Annotated in this window: 14 protein-coding genes; 5 read left to right on the plus strand and 9 right to left on the minus strand. The window is 72.0% G+C overall.

Going from position 1 to position 16,696, the window contains the following annotated elements:
• Positions 1-239: 239 nt before the first annotated feature.
• Together CNQ36_RS32325 and CNQ36_RS32330 are read left to right on the plus strand one after the other, a co-directional pair.
• Positions 240-611, plus strand: a complete 372-nt coding sequence (locus tag CNQ36_RS32325; protein ID WP_004921837.1) for a hypothetical protein — start codon at positions 240-242, stop codon at positions 609-611.
• Positions 608-1,039 (plus strand): ATP-binding protein, encoded by a 432-nt coding sequence (locus CNQ36_RS32330; RefSeq protein ID WP_121549201.1) that lies wholly within the window; start codon positions 608-610, stop codon positions 1,037-1,039. The genes CNQ36_RS32325 and CNQ36_RS32330 overlap by 4 nt, the downstream gene beginning before the upstream one ends.
• Before the next feature lie 2 nt (positions 1,040-1,041).
• Here CNQ36_RS32330 and CNQ36_RS32335 read toward each other — a convergent pair whose 3' ends face one another.
• Both CNQ36_RS32335 and CNQ36_RS32340 read right to left on the minus strand, forming a co-directional pair.
• Positions 1,042-1,476 carry an ATP-binding protein gene (locus CNQ36_RS32335; RefSeq protein WP_121549203.1) on the minus strand — a complete coding sequence of 145 codons (435 nt, stop codon included), beginning with the start codon at positions 1,474-1,476 and terminating at the stop codon, positions 1,042-1,044.
• Between the two features lie 174 nt (positions 1,477-1,650).
• Positions 1,651-3,555, minus strand: coding sequence for an AMP-dependent synthetase/ligase (locus tag CNQ36_RS32340; protein ID WP_121549204.1), 1,905 nt, complete (start codon positions 3,553-3,555; stop codon positions 1,651-1,653).
• 154 nt (positions 3,556-3,709) lie between these two features.
• Here CNQ36_RS32340 and CNQ36_RS32345 point away from each other — a divergent pair, with 154 nt between their 5' ends.
• Positions 3,710-3,943, plus strand: coding sequence for a DUF6480 family protein (locus CNQ36_RS32345; RefSeq protein ID WP_121549643.1), 234 nt, complete (start codon positions 3,710-3,712; stop codon positions 3,941-3,943).
• Positions 3,944-3,970: 27 nt separating this feature from the next.
• On the opposite strand, the gene CNQ36_RS32350 is transcribed toward CNQ36_RS32345, so the two are convergent.
• From CNQ36_RS32350 to CNQ36_RS32375, 6 genes are all read right to left on the minus strand, one after another.
• Positions 3,971-5,059: a glutamate--cysteine ligase 2 gene (locus CNQ36_RS32350; RefSeq protein ID WP_004921826.1), complete on the minus strand. Its 1,089-nt coding sequence runs from the start codon at positions 5,057-5,059 to the stop codon at positions 3,971-3,973.
• A 108-nt stretch (positions 5,060-5,167) separates the two neighbouring features.
• Positions 5,168-7,393, minus strand: coding sequence for a 1,4-alpha-glucan branching enzyme (gene glgB / locus CNQ36_RS32355; RefSeq protein WP_121549206.1), 2,226 nt, complete (start codon positions 7,391-7,393; stop codon positions 5,168-5,170).
• A gap of 2 nt (positions 7,394-7,395) precedes the next feature.
• Positions 7,396-8,754 (minus strand): maltokinase N-terminal cap-like domain-containing protein, encoded by a 1,359-nt coding sequence (locus CNQ36_RS32360; RefSeq protein WP_121549208.1) that lies wholly within the window; start codon positions 8,752-8,754, stop codon positions 7,396-7,398.
• A gap of 28 nt (positions 8,755-8,782) precedes the next feature.
• Entirely contained in the window at positions 8,783-10,501 is a 1,719-nt protein-coding gene (treS, locus tag CNQ36_RS32365) for a maltose alpha-D-glucosyltransferase (protein ID WP_121549210.1), read from the minus strand.
• Positions 10,498-12,498, minus strand: a complete 2,001-nt coding sequence (locus tag CNQ36_RS32370; protein ID WP_121549212.1) for an alpha-1,4-glucan--maltose-1-phosphate maltosyltransferase — start codon at positions 12,496-12,498, stop codon at positions 10,498-10,500. Before CNQ36_RS32370 ends, treS begins: the two co-directional genes overlap by 4 nt.
• Positions 12,499-12,571: 73 nt before the next feature.
• Positions 12,572-12,874 carry a DUF5133 domain-containing protein gene (locus CNQ36_RS32375; protein ID WP_121549644.1) on the minus strand — a complete coding sequence of 101 codons (303 nt, stop codon included), beginning with the start codon at positions 12,872-12,874 and terminating at the stop codon, positions 12,572-12,574.
• A gap of 355 nt (positions 12,875-13,229) precedes the next feature.
• Here CNQ36_RS32375 and CNQ36_RS32380 point away from each other — a divergent pair, with 355 nt between their 5' ends.
• On the plus strand, positions 13,230-13,742 hold the full coding sequence (locus CNQ36_RS32380) for a pep a2 (RefSeq protein ID WP_121549214.1): 513 nt from the start codon (positions 13,230-13,232) through the stop codon (positions 13,740-13,742).
• Positions 13,739-15,883, plus strand: a complete 2,145-nt coding sequence (glgX, locus tag CNQ36_RS32385; RefSeq protein ID WP_121549216.1) for a glycogen debranching protein GlgX — start codon at positions 13,739-13,741, stop codon at positions 15,881-15,883. The genes CNQ36_RS32380 and glgX overlap by 4 nt, the downstream gene beginning before the upstream one ends.
• A gap of 20 nt (positions 15,884-15,903) precedes the next feature.
• On the opposite strand, the gene CNQ36_RS32390 is transcribed toward glgX, so the two are convergent.
• Positions 15,904-16,695, minus strand: coding sequence for a VOC family protein (locus CNQ36_RS32390; RefSeq protein WP_121549645.1), 792 nt, complete (start codon positions 16,693-16,695; stop codon positions 15,904-15,906).
• Position 16,696 lies beyond the last annotated feature (1 nt).

Consider the following 16,696-nt stretch of genomic DNA (forward strand, 5'->3'; position numbering starts at 1 on the left):
AACCCACGTCGCGGGTGTGGAACAAAGCGTGCCGCCCCCCTGTGAAAACCGCGCCCCGCGTGCATACTCCGGCGCCGGGCGGGTACTCGGCCGCGTTTTCTCCGGGCGCGTGACTTCTGGTCACCGGCGCGCGGTTTTGGTACGCGCCGCTCGAATGCGCGCGTCCCTGACGGGTATTGGCTGCTGTGGAGCCGGACGTCGCCAGTCCGGCCGATCCATGAACCGGGGAGGCAGGGGCAGTGCCCATCGAAAGCATCTGGTCGTACGCGCCGGACCTGGGAGACGTGCAGGGCCGGGACCTCACGGGCTACACCGTCGTCGCGAGTGACGGGACCATCGGCCATGTGGACCGGCAGGCCGACCACCACGGCATGCGGCACCTCGTCGTCGACACGGGGGTGTGGGTGTTCGGCCGCAGCCTCCTGGTGCCGGTCGGCGTCGTCGCGGCGCTCGAGGCGGGGGAGCGGAGGCTGACGGTGTCCTGCACCAGGGCCGAGGTGAAGGCGGCGCCCAGGTTCCGCACCGACAGCGAGACCATGGACCCCGACTACCTGACCGCGGTCGGTGACTACTACTACCGGCTGCCGCCGCACGAGAGTCCCACCGGGTGAGCGCCGCACCGGAGACGCGCGCGGCCGACGGCTCGGGGGTGGCGAGCGCGGCGGGCGCGCGGTCGCACGCCGAGGCGGCCGTGCGCGCCCACTGGGAGGCCCAGGGCCGCACCCCGCACCACCAGGACATGATCGACCTCTCGCTCGTGGTGTCGGAGCTGGTCACCAACGCCATCCGGCACGGCGCCGGACTGGCCGGCTTCGACGCCCTGACGACGGCGGACGGCGTACGGATCTCCGTCCACGACCACAGCGACGTCGTCCCCGAGGCCGCCGGCGGCACCGGCGAGCTGCCCGCCGGGCACCGGGCGAGCGGCTACGGCTGGCCGCTGGTGATCCGGCTGGCGCGGGAGATCGAGATACGCAGGCGCCCCGGCGGCGGAAAGACCGTCAGCGTGCTGGTCCCCCTGCGCGACGCCCCGCAGTAGCCTCACCAGGGCAGGAAGACGTGGATGTCCTTGCCCCGGGTGTCGCTCACGACGCTGACCTGATCGCACAGCGTGTGTATCAGGTGCCAGCCGATCCCGCCCCCGCCGCTGCGTGGATGGAAGGGCCGCGGGGCCGGCTCCGTGGAGCTTGTGTCGTGCATCACCACGTGCACCCCGTCGAACGTCCGGCGCAGCCGTAGCTGGAAGGGGCCCGGTGCGTACTGGACCGCGTTGGCGGCCAGTTCCGTGACCACCAGGAGTATGTCGTCCCAGTGCTCGGGAGCCGACGGAGCCGCCACACGTGCCAGGTCGAAGAGGAACTCCTCCGCGACCAGGCGTGCGTCGGTCACATCGTGCAGCTCCCCCGGGAAGCTGGCGATGCGGCTCGTGATGTCCTCGGCAGCCAGTGTCCTGTCCCTATGCGGCTCGCGTGCCATCTCGCCTTCCAGGCCCCGGCGTCGCGGGGCGGTCGCTTGTTCCTGTGCGCCCCCTCGAACTGTGGGTTCCCGTGCCGGCGGAGCCTACGCGCCCGCATGCCCGTGCCCGGTGGGTGACAAACCCGTCACCTACCGGCAGCGTCTCCCCGGGCCGGTGCCGGCCCTCCCGGACGGTCAGCGGAACACGTTGTCGGCGTCGTCCCAGCCGGACGGCTCGTCCGCGGCCGGGGCGCGCTCCGGACGGCTGCGCGACTGGTACATCGCGTCGATCTCCAGCGCGTAGTGCCGCACGATCGCGTCCCGGCGCAGCTTCATCGACGGCGTGAGCAGCCCGTTGGCCACGTCGAACGGCTGGGGCAGCACCCGGAACACCCGGATCGACTCCGACCGCGACACGCTGCTGTTGGCGGCGGCGACCGCCCGCGCGATCTCCTCCCGGAGCGCGTTCTCCTCCCGCGCCTCCCGGGCCGTCGCGTCGCCCGGCAGGGACAGCGCGGCCCGCCAGTCGGTCAGGAAGTCCGGGTCCAGCGTGATCAAGGCCCCCACGCACGGCCGGTTGTCGCCCACGACGACGGCCTGGTGGACGAGCGGGTGCATCCGCAGCCGCTGCTCCAGGGCGGCCGGAGCGACGCTCTTGCCGCTGGAGGTGATGATGATGTCCTTCTTGCGGCCGGTGATCGTGAGATAGCCCTCGGAGTCCAGCCGTCCGAGATCCCCGGTGGCCAGCCAGCCGTCGCGCAGCACGGCCCGCGTGGCGGCCGCGTCGCCCACGTACCCCTGGAACACCGACGGCCCGCGCACCAGGATCTCCCCGTCGGCCGCCACCTGGATCTCGGTGCCCGGCAGCGCCTGTCCCACGGTCCCGGACTTCTCGCGGCCGAGCGGCTGCATCGTCGTGCCGCCGCTGGTCTCGGTGAGCCCGTAGCCGTCGTGGACGTAGACGCCGATGCCTTCGTAGAACAGACAGAGTTCGCGGCTGAGCGGCGAACCCCCCGAGGTGGCCCGCAGCACCCGGCCGCCCAGCGCGGCCCGCAGCCTGCGGTAGACCGTGCGCTCGTACAGGGCGTGCTGCAGTCGCAGGTCGAAGCCCGGCCCGGAGCCCCGGCCCAGCCGCTGCCGCTCCAGCGCGGCGGCGAAGTCCCGTGCCGTGCCCGCGGCCCGCTCGAAGACGGCGCCGCGGCCCGACTGCTGCGCCGCGTGCAGGAAGTTCTTGTAGATCTTCTCCAGCAGCGACGGGACGGCGTACAGATAGGTGGGCCGGAAGCCGCGCAGGGCCGACGACAGGGAGTCCCCGCCGAAGTCGGGCTCGTGCCCCATCAGCAGCCCGCCGCGCACGCACAGGACCTGGATCATCAGGCCGTAGACGTGGGAGAAGGGGAGGAACGCCAGAACGGAGGCCTGCTCGCCGGCCGGCGCGGCGGTGTGGCCCCAGCCCGCCAGCAGGGTGTCGCACATGAAGGCCAGGCCGCGGTGGCTCAGCGCACAGCCCATGGCGTGGCCGGACGTGCCGGAGGTGTAGGCGACGACGGCCGTGGAGTCCGGCAGGACGATGCGGCGCATGGAGTCGACCGTGGCCTGCGGGATGTACTCGCCCCGCGCCGCCAGCTGGTCGAGCGCGCCCGCGTCCAGCTGCCACACGTGCCGCAGCCGCGGCAGCGCGGCGCACACCGGCCCGACGGTCATCACGCCCTGCTCGTCCTCCACCAGCACGGCCACACAGGCGGCGTCCCTGAGGATCCACTCCACCTGCTCGCGGGAGGAGGTCGGGTAGACCGGCACGACCTCGGCGCCCACCGTCCACAGCGCGTGGCCCAGGAGGGTCCACTCGTGGCGGGTGCGCGCCATGATCGCCACACGGTTGCCCGGCGAGATCCCGGACGCGACCAGGCCCTTGGCCAGGGCGACGACCCGGTCCCGGAAACCGACGGCGGTGATCTCCTCCCAGGTCGCGGAGGCCGGGCCGGTCCGGTGCGCGAGCATCGGCAGGGTGGGGCTCGCGGCCGCCCTCTCGAACAGACTGTCGGCGAGGCCGCCGGTCATCGGCGGGGTGGACGGGGGAGCGAGAGCGAGGTCGCGCATGCGCTGCTCCTGACATGTACGGGGTGTGACCCGGCCGACGGGCACCCTCATCGGCGGTGCCTGGAATGTAGCCGAGCCGGAGCACCCCCGCGCCGCGATCGCGACAAGTGTGTCCGCACTGATGACCTCGCCGGTTTCGGGGGACCCGGACCGCATGACCTACGTCAATCCAGATCCCGAACCGGAACGCAGCACCGGCCTCGAACCGGGCGGCGGCGTCCCTCCGGGCGAGACCCCGCCCGCGGAGAGCAGCATGCCCGAGGCGGGTCCCCGGGAGACGCACAACCCGGCCAAGGGCTGGGCCAAGGGACCCCTGGCCGCGATCCTCCTCGTCGTGGTGCTGGTCGCGGCGTTCTTCCTGGTCTACGCCATCATCCTGATCCTCTGACCCCATCCGCCCGCGAGGCGGGAACCGCTACTCCTGGGTGTGCCGCACGCACCGCGTGACGACGTCCCGCAGGCTCCCCGTGCGCGCCAGCAGGGCGCGCTGCACCTGTGCCCCGTTGCCGTCGCGCAGCAGCCGGGCGCAGCCTTCGCGGGCCCGCTCCAGGTCTCCGGTGTCCTCCAGGGCCCCGGCGACATGGTCGAGCAGGGCCCGTACGACCGTCTCGGCCGGCATGCGGCGCAGGGTCTCCGGGTGGAGCAGTTCACCGGTCAGCCCGGACCGGGCCGCCTGCCAGGCGGCCAGCCGGAGCAGGCTGACACCGGGGTCGCGGGTCTCCCGCCCCTCCCGCCACTCGCGTGCCGCGGTCTCCACCAGCCCGCGGGCCAGGGTGGCGATCAGCCCCGCCGTCTCCGCGTGCAGGCACACGTCCGAGACGCGGATCTCCACCGTCGGATACCGCTGGGACAGTCGCGCGTCGAAGTAGACCATCCCCTCGTCGAGGACGGTGCCGGTCGCCACCATGTCGGCGACCAGCCGGTGGTACCGCTCGGCCGAACCGAACGGCTCGGCCGGACCGGCCGACGGCCAGCGCTGCCAGACCCGGCTGCGATAGCTGCTGTACCCGGTGTCCCCGCCCTGCCAGAACGGCGAGTTCGTGCTCAGCGCGGCCAGCACCGGCAGCCAGGGCCGCAGCCGGTCCAGGACCCCGACGCCCTCCTCGTCGGACTCCACGGACACATGGACGTGGCAGCCCATGACGAGCTGTTCCCGGGTGGCGATGCCGTACTGCTCCTCCATCCACCGGTACCGCCGGTTCATGCTGATGGACGGGCTCACCGGCAGCGGTGAGGTGGCGAGGGCGGCGACGGCGCAGCCCATCTTCCCGGCGTGCCCGGCGGCCTCCTCCCGGCAGCGGACGATCTCCGCGTGCAGGCGCTCCATCGAGGACTGCGGATGCGTGGCGAACTCCAGCATCTCCTCGTGCAGTTCCTTCTCGAAGACGTCCTGTTCCGCGTCGTCCCGGGCGGCACGGGCGAGTACGGCCGCGGACATCGCCCGTGGTTCGCCGGTCTCCGGATCGACCAGGAGGAGTTCCTCCTCCACCCCGACGGTACGCACCTGCTGCCGCCCTTCCGTTCCCTGCCGCGACGACGCCGAGCAGTCCTCGGCCGTACGCTCCCGGATGCCCCGGCGGGGGCGCGGGACACCTGACGGCGTCGCCGGGCCTCAGGGAGCGACAGGTGTCAGCCAGACCGTCGCGAGCGGGGGCAGGGTGAGCCGGAGGCTGCCGTCCTCGGGTTTGACCGGATCCGGGTGGGTGACGCCGCTGCCGCCGTAGCGCGCGGCGTCGGTGTTGAGGATCTCCTGCCAGGCGATCACCTCGTCGCCGACGCCGAGCGGGTAGTCGTGCCGGACCACGGGGGAGAAGTTCGACACCGCGAGCAGCGGCCGGCCCCCGGTGTCGTACCGCAGGAACGCGAAGACGTTGTCGTCGGCGGCGTCGACCGCGACCCAGCGGAAGCCGGACGGATCCGTGTCGCGCTGCCACAGTGCCCCGGTCGCCCGGTAGCGGGCGTTGAGGTCGCGGACCAGGTCCCGCACCCCGCGGTGGTCGCCCGCGGAGTGATAGTCGTCGTCGAGCAGCCACCACTCCGGCCCGGTCTTCTCGGACCACTCGGCGCCCTGGGCGAACTCCTGCCCCATGAAGAGCAGTTGCTTGCCGGGATGGGCCCACATGAAGCCGAGGTAGGCGCGGACGTTGGCGCGCCGCTGCCACCAGTCGCCCGGCATCTTCGACACCAGCGCCTGCTTGCCGTGCACCACCTCGTCGTGCGAGATCGGCAGACAGTAGTTCTCGCTGTAGGCGTACACCATCGCGAACGTCATCTCGTGGTGGTGGTACTTGCGGTGCACCGGTTCGTGGGAGACGTACTCCAGCGAGTCGTGCATCCAGCCCATGTTCCACTTCAGCCCGAACCCGAGGCCGCCGGTGTCGGTGGGCCGGGTGACGCCGCCCCACGCCGTGGACTCCTCCGCGATGGTCACCACGCCGGGGCAGCGCCGGTAGACGGTGGCGTTCATCTCCTGCAGGAACGCCATCGCCGCCAGGTCTTCCCGGCCGCCGTACGCGTTCGGCTCCCAGCCGCCGTCCTCGCGCGAGTAGTCCAGGTAGAGCATGGAGGCGACCGCGTCCACCCGCAGTCCGTCGATGTGGAACTCCTGGCACCAGTACACCGCGTTCGCGACCAGGAAGTTGCGCACCTCGGTGCGGGCGAAGTCGAAGGTGTACGTGCCCCAGTCGGGGTGCTCGGCGCGCCGGGAGTCCCCGGGCTCGTAGAGCGGGTCCCCGTCGAACCGGGCCAGTGCCCAGTCGTCCTTCGGGAAGTGGGCCGGCACCCAGTCCATGATCACGCCGACACCGGCCCGGTGCAGGGCGTCGACCAGGTACCGGAAGTCGTCGGGGGTGCCCAGCCGTGCGGTCGGCGCGTAGAACCCGGTGACCTGGTAGCCCCAGGACGGCCCGAAGGGGTGCTCGGCGACCGGCATCAGCTCGACGTGGGTGAAGCCGAGGTCCTTGACGTACGCCGGGAGGTGGTCGGCGAGCTCGCGGTAGGTCAGGCCGGGCCGCCAGGACGGGAGGTGCACCTCGTACACCGAGAACGGGGCCTCGTGCACGGGCACCTCGGCCCGGCGCGCGAACCAGTCGGCGTCGCCCCACTCGTAGTGCGAGGCCGTCACCACGGACGCCGTGTGGGGCGGGGCCTCCGTGCGGCGGGCCATGGGGTCGGCCTTGAGGAACCGGTGGCCGTACCGCGAGTGGATCTCGAACTTGTAGCAGGTGCCCTCGCCGACGCCCGGCAGGAACAGCTCCCACACCCCGGACGAGCCGAGCGAGCGCATCGGGAACGCCGTGCCGTCCCAGTGGGTGAAGTCCGCGGCGACCCTGACCCCCTGCGCGTTCGGCGCCCACACCGTGAAGCGGGTGCCGGTGACGCCCTGGTGGGTCATGGGGTGCGCGCCGAGCGCCGTCCACAGCTCCTCGTGCCGGCCCTCGGCGATCAGATGCAGGTCGAACTCGCCGAGCGCGGGCAGGAAGCGGTACGGATCGTGCGTCTCGGCGGCCTCGTCGTCGCCGTAGGCCACCGCCAGCGTGTACGCGGGGATCGCGTCCAGCGGCAGTACGGCGGAGAACAGGCCGTCGCCCTCCGGGACGAGCGGGGTGCGCTCGCCGCCGACGAGCACGCTCACCTCACGGGCGAAGGGCCGCAGCGCCCGGAAGGCGATCCCGCCGGGCACCGGATGGGCGCCGAGCAGCGCGTGCGGGTCGTGGTGGGCGCCCGCCAGCAGGCGCCCCCGGTCGGCCGGGTCGAGGGCGGGTGCCGTTCCGTACGCCGCGGGGGCGGACGGAACGGGTCCGGCCGACTCGGGCAGCGGAGTGTCTCGCAGGGCCACGTTCAGTCTCCTCTCACGGCGAGGCGCTCGATCGCCGCCATGGGTACGGGCAGCCAGTCGGGTCGGTGCCGGGCCTCGTACAGCACCTCGTACACGGCACGGTCCGTCTCGTAGGCGCGGAGCAGACCGTGCTTCTTGCGCGGGTCCCAGCCGGCGCGGGCCGCGTAGCCCGCGCAGTAGGCCTCGCGGCAGCGGCGCGCCCACTCCGGCCGCCAGGGGCGGCGCTGGCGGGCTGCGTAGTCGAAGGAGCGGAGCATCCCGGCGATGTCCCGCACCGGGGAGTGGGCGCTGCGCCGTTCGGAGAGCGGCCGGGACGGCTCGCCCTCGAAGTCGATGACGAACCACTCGCGCCCCGCCCGCAGCACCTGTCCCAGGTGCAGGTCGCCGTGGATGCGCTGGGCGGGCGGCCCGGCGTCGCAGGTGGCGAGGGCGGCGAAGGCGGCCCGCAGCCCCGGCACGAACGGCTGGAGCGCGGGAACGGCGTGCGCGGCGGCGGTCAGCCGCTCGGTCATCGCCGCCGCCGTCCGCCCGTTCTCCCCGGGCGCGCCGATGGGGAAGGCCGAGGACAGCGCCAGGTGCACGTCCGCCGTGGCGCGGCCCAGGGCGTGCGACTGGGCGGTGAAGTCGTCACCGGCGGCGAGCGCGTCCAGGGCCAGGGTCCAGCCGTCGGAGGCGTTGCGCAGATACGGCTGCAGCACGCCGAGGGTCGCCCTGAACGGATGCGTGGTGCGGAACCAGGCCACCGGGGCGGGGACGCGGTCGCAGCCCTGCCGGGCCAGCGCGCCCGGCACCTCCAGATCCGGGTTGACGCCGGGCTGGACGCGGCGGAACAGCTTGAGGATGTACTCGTCGCCGTACACCAGCGAGGAGTTGGACTGCTCGGCGGTCATCAGGCGCGGCACCAGACCGGCGGGCACCTGCTGGGACCCGTCGCACTCGAACCGCAGCGGGCCCGCCGTGCCGGGGCGGCGCAGCCGCTCCAGGAGCAGCTGGGCGGCGCGCGGGTCGTGGAGGGCGTCGTAGACGGTCAGTCCGGCCAGCCGCCCGTCCGGCACCCGGCCGATGAGCGCCTTGCCGAGCCGCGGCGAGGGGTGCTCCCGCACACCGAGCAGTAGCTGGTAGCAGTCGCCGGCCGGAGTGGCGCCCCCGGGGGCGGGCACACCGCCGTGGGCCGCGTGCACCAGGACGTGCAGACAGCCCGGGAACAGCTCCGTCGTCGACAGCACGGCGAGGTCGGTGACGGGCCGGTCCTTGCCGGCGAACCAGCGCTGCAGCGGCAGCCAGTCGCGCAGCAGCCCGGTGAGCGGCTCCATGGGCTCTGCGGGTGCGCTCCGCGGGCGCAGGAATGCGGTCTTCGTCATGGTGACGCCTCCTCTCGCCGGCACGCGCTCACAGTCGTCGGCCGGTGCGGGATGCGACTCGGGTGAGCCGGAACCAGTAGAAGCCGTGGCCCCCGAGGGTCAGCAGATACGGCAGCTCGCCGATGGCGGGGAAGCGCACTCCGCCGAACAGCTCGACGGGATGGCGTCCGTCGAACTCGCGCAGGTCCAGTTCGGTGGGCTGTGCGAAGCGTGAGAAGTTGTTGACGCAGAGCACCAGGTCGTCCTCGTACTCGCGGAGGAAGGCGAGGACCGCGGGGTTGGAGGAGGGCAGTTCGGTGTAGGTGCCGAGGCCGAACGCCGGGTTCTGCTTGCGGATCTCGATCATCCGGCGGGTCCAGTGCAGCAGGGAGGACGGGGAGGCCATGGACGCCTCGACGTTGGTGACCTGGTAGCCGTAGACCGGGTCCATGATGGTGGGCAGGAAGAGCCGGCCGGGGTCGGAGGAGGAGAAGCCGGCGTTGCGGTCGGGGGTCCACTGCATGGGGGTGCGGACGGCGTCGCGGTCGCCGAGCCAGATGTTGTCGCCCATGCCGATCTCGTCGCCGTAGTACATGACCGGAGAACCGGGCAGGGCGAGGAGCAGGGCGGTGAAGAGCTCGATCTGGTTGCGGTCGTTGTCGAGCAGGGGGGCGAGGCGGCGGCGGATGCCGATGTTGGCGCGCATGCGGGGGTCCTTGGCGTACTCCGCCCACATGTAGTCGCGTTCCTCGTCGGTGACCATCTCCAGGGTGAGCTCGTCGTGGTTGCGCAGGAAGATGCCCCACTGGCAGCCGGACGGGATGGCGGGGGTCTTGGCGAGGATCTCGGAGACGGGGTAGCGGGACTCGCGGCGGACCGCCATGAAGATGCGGGGCATGACGGGGAAGTGGAAGGCCATGTGGCATTCGTCGCCGCCGGCGGCGTAGTCGCCGAAGTAGTCGACGACGTCCTCCGGCCACTGGTTCGCCTCCGCCAGCAGCACCGTGTCCGGGTACTGGGTGTCGATCTCCTTGCGGACCCGCTTCAGGAACGCGTGCGAGGCGGGCAGGTTCTCGCAGTTGGTGCCCTCCGCCGCGTACAGGTACGGCACCGCGTCCAGCCGGAACCCGTCGATGCCCAGGTCCAGCCAGAACTTCAGCGCGGCCAGGATCTCCTCCTGCACCCGCGGGTTCTCGTAGTTGAGGTCCGGCTGGTGGGAGAAGAAGCGGTGGAAGTAGTACTGCCCCCGCACCGGGTCGTACGTCCAGTTGGAGGCCTCGGTGTCGACGAAGATGATCCGGGCGTCCTGGAACTGCTTGTCGTCGTCGGCCCAGACGTAGTAGTCGCCGTAGGGCCCGTCGGGGTCCTTGCGGGACTCCTGGAACCACGGGTGTTCGTCGCTGGTGTGGTTCATGACGAAGTCGATGATCACGCGCATGCCGCGCTGGTGCGCCGCGTCCGCGAACTCGACGAAGTCGGCGAGGTCGCCGAAGTCGGGCAGCACGGCGGTGTAGTCGGCGACGTCGTAACCGCCGTCGCGCAGGGGGGACTTGAAGAAGGGCGGCAGCCAGAGGCAGTCGACGCCCAGCCATTGCAGATAGTCGAGTTTGGCGGTCAGACCCTTCAGGTCGCCGATGCCGTCACCGTTGCTGTCCTGGAAGGAGCGGACGAGCACCTCGTAGAAGACGGCTCGCTTGAACCACTCCGGGTCCCGGTCCCTGGCCGGTGTGTCCTCGAAGGTGTCCGGCACTGGCTCGTTCACGGTCATGACGCTTCTGGCCCTCCGTGTCGCGGTGCGGCGGGCGGTCGCTGGACGTGCAGGACGTGCGCGGGAGCCCGGCCCGGCTCCAGCCGCACGTAGTTGACGCCGCCCCAGTGGTAGGTCTCGCCGGTGAGCTCGTCGCGCACCGGCACCGACTCGTGCGGGTGCAGGCCGAGTTGCTCCATGTCCAGGGAGACGGTGGCCTCCTGGGCGTGGTGGGGGTCGAGGTTGGCGACCACGAGCACGGCGTCGGAGCCGCTGCGCTTGCTGTACGCGATGACGGAGGCGTTGTCCGTCCGGTGGAAGCGGAGGTTCCTGAGCCGGTGGAGCGCGGGGTGTGCGCGCCGGATGGTGTTGAGGCGGGTGATGAGGGGGGCGAGGGTGCGGCCCTCGCGGGTGGCGGTGTCCCAGTCGCGGTGTCTGAGCTGGTATTTCTCGCTGTCGAGGTATTCCTCGCTGCCGTCGCGCAGGGGGGTGTTCTCGCAGAGTTCGTAGCCGCTGTAGATGCCCCAGGTGGGGGAGAGGGTGGCGGCGAGGACGGCGCGGACCTCGAAGGCGGGCCGGCCGCCGTGCTGGAGGTAGGCGTGCAGGATGTCGGGGGTGTTGGCGAAGAAGTTGGGCCGCATGTAGGAGGCGGCGTCCCCGGAGAGTTCGGTGAGGTACTCCGTCAGTTCCCGCTTGGTGTTGCGCCAGGTGAAGTAGGTGTAGGACTGCTGGAAGCCGATCTGGGCCAGGGTGTGCATCATCGCGGGGCGGGTGAACGCCTCGGCGAGGAAGATCACGTCGGGGTCGGTGCGGTTGACCTCGCCGATCACGCGTTCCCAGAAGAGCACGGGTTTGGTGTGGGGGTTGTCGACGCGGAAGATCCGCACGCCGGCGCCCATCCAGTGCCGCAGGACCCGGACGGTCTCGGCGACCAGGCCGTCGAGGTCGGCGTCGAAGGCGACGGGGTAGATGTCCTGGTACTTCTTGGGCGGGTTCTCGGCGTGGGCGATGGAGCCGTCGGGGCGGTGGTGGAACCACTCGGGGTGCTTGTGCACCCAGGGGTGGTCCGGGGAGCACTGCAGGGCGAAGTCCAGGGCCACCTCCAGGCCGAGTTCGCCGGCCCGGCGCACGAAGCGGGTGAAGTCCTCCAGGGTGCCCAGCCGGGGGTGGACGGCGTCGTGGCCGCCCTCGGGGGAGCCGATCGCCCAGGGCACGCCGACGTCGTCGGGGCCGGCGTCGAGGGTGTTGTTGGGTCCCTTGCGGAAGGTGGTGCCGATGGGGTGGATCGGCGGGAGGTAGACCACGTCGAAGCCCATCGCGGCGATCGCGGGCAGGCGGCGGGCGGCGGTGTCGAAGGTGCCGTGGGGCTGGGTGGGGGTGCCCTCGGAGCGGGGGAAGAACTCGTACCAGGCGCCGTACAGGGCGCGCTCGCGTTCCACCAGCAGCGGCAGCGGGTCACTGCTGGTGACCAGCTCCCGCAGCGGATGCCGGGCCAGCACCGCGTCCACCTCCGGCGTCAACGCCCCCGCCAGCCGGGTGGCGCAGGGCAGGGAGTCGTCCCGCAGGGTCCCGGCCGCGGCGAGCAGCACGGCCTTGCCGTCGCCCCGCGGGACCCCGGCGGCCGCACGCTCGTAGAGGTCGGCGCCCTCCTCCAGCACCAGCCCCGTGTCGATGCCCGCCGGCACCTTGACGGTGGCGACACCGCGCCAGGTGGCCACGGGGTCGCCCCAGGCCTCGACGCGGAACGTCCACCGCCCCGGGCCGCCGGCCGCCACCACCTCCGCGCCCCACCGGTCCGTGCCCGGCGCCAGTTCCCGCATCGGGGTGTACGGACCCGGGCGTCCCTCCGGATCCTTCAGCACCACATTGGCGGCCACCGCGTCGTGCCCCTCCCGGAAGAGGGTGGCCGTGACCTCGAAGGCCTCGCCCACGACGGCCTTCGCTGGCCGCCTGCCGCAGTCGACGGACGGCCGGACGTCCCGTACCGGGATACGACCGATGGTCCGGGTCGTCTTCATGGGGCTGTGCACCTCCGCCGTGCTCGACGCCCGGGCGGACGCCCGGGCGTGGGACCAGACAACGGCGGGAAGGTCATTGCCTTCCCGCCGGGTAGCGCCGCTCGACGGCCGGCGGACCGCGCCTGACCGCGGCGGCCGGACGCGGCCTGTCGTTCTGCTCCTGCAGGTAGTCGAGGTGAGTGGTGCGCAGATACCGTTCGGCGGCGTCCGCCGCCTCCCGTGCGCAGCGCTTGCCCATCAGGACACAGAGGGTGTAGCCGGAGTCCTCGAAGGTGGACCGCACCGTGAGATCGGTGGGAACCGCCAGCATCACGCGTTCCCAGGCCCGGTACCGACGCAACTGCCGGGCAACTTCAGCTTTGGCGGGTAGCAGCATGGCGCCGTTCACCTTTCCGGGGCTCGATGGGGGCGCGTTGTCCCGGCGGTCGGGCGGCGGCCGTGCGCGCTGGTGCACGGACCCGTAACGGCGATCGAGGTCTTCACACATGGTGCACGGGTGATGACTCAACGTCTTGTTGGGTTTTCAACCGATATGTCCGCTCAAGCGGGACGGGTGGCGCTCAGTTGTCGCCCCATGCGCCTCGGCCGTGCGCTCGTGTTGCACGAACGGACCAACCCGGTCACTCTGAATGTGACTCAGAAGCGACATTCGCTCACATTCCGTGTTCGGGGGCTTGCCCCGCAGGGGTGAGGCGGGACGAGAGCCGGCCTCGCGTGAGGAGCCAACGACGATGAAGACCGCAGTGCCCTGCTACTACCACCTCGACGTGGAAGTCTGCCCCGAGAGGGTGGGACAGGTCAGCCGCATACTGGCCGCCCACCTCCGGTTCTGGGACCTGGAGAACCTGATGGAGCCCGTCTGCGGCGGCGCCGAGATGCTGCTGCGCGCCATCGACGAGCACGCCACCGACAAGAACACGTCGATCGAGATGTGGTGGAACGGCCAGCACCTCATCACGGCCATCGGGGACAACGACCGCGCCCTCCGCCCCGACCAGCACCTGCGCGGCTGCCTCGAGCGCATCGCGGCGAGCAGCGACGGCTGGGGGTGCTGCGCCACCGGGAACGGCAGCAAGGTCATCTGGTTCTCGCAGCGCGCCCGCGCCGGTGAACGCGTCCCGCTCGTGCCCACCGCGCCCGACCCGCGGGAGAGCGAGGGGCTCGACCTGCCCCGCGAGCTCAGCGTCACCACGGTCACCGGCCGGGTCCGAACACCGGGCGGCCTCCTGGAGGAGGTCCGGTGACCCGGCGACAGAGCCGGAAAGGGGCGCCCGCCTGGAGCGGGCGCCCCTACCCGCTGGGTGCCTCCTACGACGGCGAGGGCACCAACTTCGCCCTCTTCAGCGAGGTCGCCGAACGCGTCGACCTGGTCCTGGCCGACGACGACGGACGGCACCGCACCGTGCCGCTCACCGAGGCCGACGGATTCGTCCGGCACGCCTACCTTCCCGGCGTCGGCCCCGGACAGCGCTACGGTTACCGGGTCCACGGCCCCTGGGCCCCGGCCGCCGGCGACCGCTGCAACCCGGCGAAACTGCTCCTCGACCCCTACGCCACCGCGGTGGACGGGCAGATCGACAACCACCCCTCGCTCTACGAGCGCGACCCGCACGGCCCCGACCGCGCCGACAGCGCCGGACACACCATGCTCGGCGTGGTCACCGACCCGGCCTTCGACTGGGGCGACGACACCCGCCCCTGCCGCCCCTACTCCGACACCGTGATCTACGAAGCCCACGTCAAGGGCCTGACCCGCACCCACCCGGACGTCCCCGCGGAACTCCGGGGCACCTACGCAGGGCTGGCGCACCCCTCCGTGATCGGGCACCTGACCTCGCTGGGCGTCACCGCCGTCGAGCTGATGCCGGTCCACCAGTTCGTCCAGGACGGCGTGCTGCAGGGCCGCGGCCTGGCCAACTACTGGGGTTACAACACCATCGGCTTCTTCGCCCCGCACAACGCCTACGCCGCCCACGGAACCCGGGGCCAACAGGTCACCGAGTTCAAGGAGATGGTGAAGGCCCTGCACGCGGCGGGGCTCGAGGTGATCCTCGACGTCGTCTACAACCACACCGCCGAGGGCAACGAGAAGGGGCCCACGCTCTCCTTCCGGGGCCTCGACAACTCCTCGTACTACCGCCTGGTGGACGGCGACTGGCGCCACTACTACGACACCACCGGCACCGGCAACAGCCTGCTGATGCGCCACCCCTACGTGCTCCAGCTGATCATGGACTCGCTGCGGTACTGGGTCACCGAGATGCACGTCGACGGCTTCCGCTTCGACCTCGCGGCCACCCTGGCCCGGCAGTTCCACGAGGTGGACCGGCTGTCGGCGTTCTTCGACCTGATCCAGCAGGACCCGGTGATCAGCCGGGTCAAACTCATCGCCGAGCCCTGGGACCTCGGCGAGGGCGGCTACCAGGTGGGCAACTTCCCGCAGCTGTGGTCGGAGTGGAACGGCCTGTACCGGGACGCCGTACGGGACTTCTGGCGCGGCGAGGACCACACCCTCGGCGACTTCGCCTCCCGCCTCACCGGCTCCTCCGACCTGTACGCGCACAGCAGACGCCACCCCCGCGCCAGCGTCAACTTCGTCACCGCGCACGACGGTTTCACCCTGCGCGACCTCGTCTCGTACAACGACAAGCACAACGAGGCCAACGGCGAGGGCAACCGGGACGGCGAGAGCGCCAACCGGTCCTGGAACTGCGGCGCGGAGGGCGCCACCCGCGACCCGGCCGTGCTCGAACTGCGCGCCCGCCAGCAGCGCAACTTCCTCGCCACCCTGCTGCTGTCGCAGGGCATCCCGATGCTCTCCCACGGCGACGAACTGGGCCGCACCCAGCACGGCAACAACAACGCCTACTGCCAGGACAACGAGATCAGCTGGATGGACTGGCGGCTCACCGGCGAGCAGCGCGAGCTGCTGGACTTCACGCGCGCACTCGTCTCCCTGCGCCTCGCCCACCCGGTGCTGCGCCGCCGCCGCTTCTTCCGCGGCCAGACCGTGCGCCACCCCGGCCAGCCGCTGCCCGACCTGGTGTGGCTGCTGCCCGACGCCCATGAGATGACCGACGAGGACTGGCGGCGCTCCGACGCCCACTCGGTGGGGGTGTTCCTCAACGGCGACGCCATCGCCGAACCCGGCCCGCGCGGCCGGCGCCTCGTCGACGACTCCTTCCTGCTGCTGCTCAACAGCCACTGGGAGCCGGTCGACTTCCGCCTCCCGCACGCGGCCTACGGCGAGCGCTGGACGGCCCTCATCGACACCACCGACCCGGAGGGCACCCCCGACGAGGCCGAGCACAAGGCCGGCACCACGCGCACCGTGGGTCCCCGCAGCCTGGTCCTGCTGTCCCGTCCGTCCCGCACGCCGTCATGACCGGCGGCACACCGCCCGGGTCAGCGCTCGCGGCGTGACGTCACCGTGAACTGGGCGCCCTCGTTGTCGCGGAGCACGGCCTCGTCGGCGCCCAGGGACAGCACACTGCCGCCGTGCTGCTCGGCGGCGCGGGCGCAGGCGGCCACGTCCTTCACCGCGAAGTGGACCTGCCAGTGCGGCCGGACAGTCGGGTCGGGCGCCGACTCCGCCGCCCCCGACTCGATCCGCGCCACCACGTCCCCGCCGCTGCGCAGCACCACTTCCTCGCCCTCGTACTGCACCTCGACGCAACCGGGCCGGCCGGACGCCCAGTCGAAGACCCCGCCGTAGAAGATCGCCGCGTCGAAGGCGTCACGGGTGTGCAGCCGGATGAACGCGAGCTGCGCGCGGCGCCAGGTGCGCCAGTCGGTGAACAGCTCGCCCTCCCAGACCCCGAACGTCGCCCCGTCCCGGTCGGCCAGCAGCGCCGCGCGGCCGGGCGGCAGGGAGATCGGGCCGACCGCCGTGGTGCCGCCCCGCTCCTGCACCCGCCCCGCCGCCTCGTCGGCGCTGCGCACCGCGAAGTACGGCGTCCACGCCACCGCCATCTGCCACATGCCGGCGACCGCGGCGATCCCGGCCACCGGCAGGCCCTCGGCCAGGGCGATGCGGAACCGGTCGCCGAGACGCACCGGACGCCACTCCCAGCCCAGCACGGCCCCGTAGAACTCCTCGGTGGTCTTCACGTCACGGCTGGTGAGGCTCACCCAGCAGGGAGCCCCGAACACGGAGTGCGTCGAGAAGACGTCCGTCGCGCCGGCGGGGGAGGTCATG

This window comes from Streptomyces fungicidicus (assembly GCF_003665435.1).
In the GTDB taxonomy this organism is placed as follows: domain Bacteria; phylum Actinomycetota; class Actinomycetes; order Streptomycetales; family Streptomycetaceae; genus Streptomyces; species Streptomyces fungicidicus.

What these genes read in the sequence shown, in the direction of transcription:
- CNQ36_RS32335 (WP_121549203.1), bottom strand. Translation starts at nt 1,476, where the DNA reads ATGGCACGCGAGCCGCATAGGGACAGGACACTGGCTGCCGAGGACATC.
- CNQ36_RS32340 (WP_121549204.1), bottom strand. Translation starts at nt 3,555, where the DNA reads ATGCGCGACCTCGCTCTCGCTCCCCCGTCCACCCCGCCGATGACCGGC.
- CNQ36_RS32345 (WP_121549643.1), top strand. Translation starts at nt 3,710, where the DNA reads ATGACCTACGTCAATCCAGATCCCGAACCGGAACGCAGCACCGGCCTC.
- CNQ36_RS32360 (WP_121549208.1), bottom strand. Translation starts at nt 8,754, where the DNA reads ATGACGAAGACCGCATTCCTGCGCCCGCGGAGCGCACCCGCAGAGCCC.
- treS (WP_121549210.1), bottom strand. Translation starts at nt 10,501, where the DNA reads ATGACCGTGAACGAGCCAGTGCCGGACACCTTCGAGGACACACCGGCC.
- CNQ36_RS32370 (WP_121549212.1), bottom strand. Translation starts at nt 12,498, where the DNA reads ATGAAGACGACCCGGACCATCGGTCGTATCCCGGTACGGGACGTCCGG.
- CNQ36_RS32375 (WP_121549644.1), bottom strand. Translation starts at nt 12,874, where the DNA reads ATGCTGCTACCCGCCAAAGCTGAAGTTGCCCGGCAGTTGCGTCGGTAC.
- CNQ36_RS32380 (WP_121549214.1), top strand. Translation starts at nt 13,230, where the DNA reads ATGAAGACCGCAGTGCCCTGCTACTACCACCTCGACGTGGAAGTCTGC.
- CNQ36_RS32390 (WP_121549645.1), bottom strand. Translation starts at nt 16,695, where the DNA reads ATGACCTCCCCCGCCGGCGCGACGGACGTCTTCTCGACGCACTCCGTG.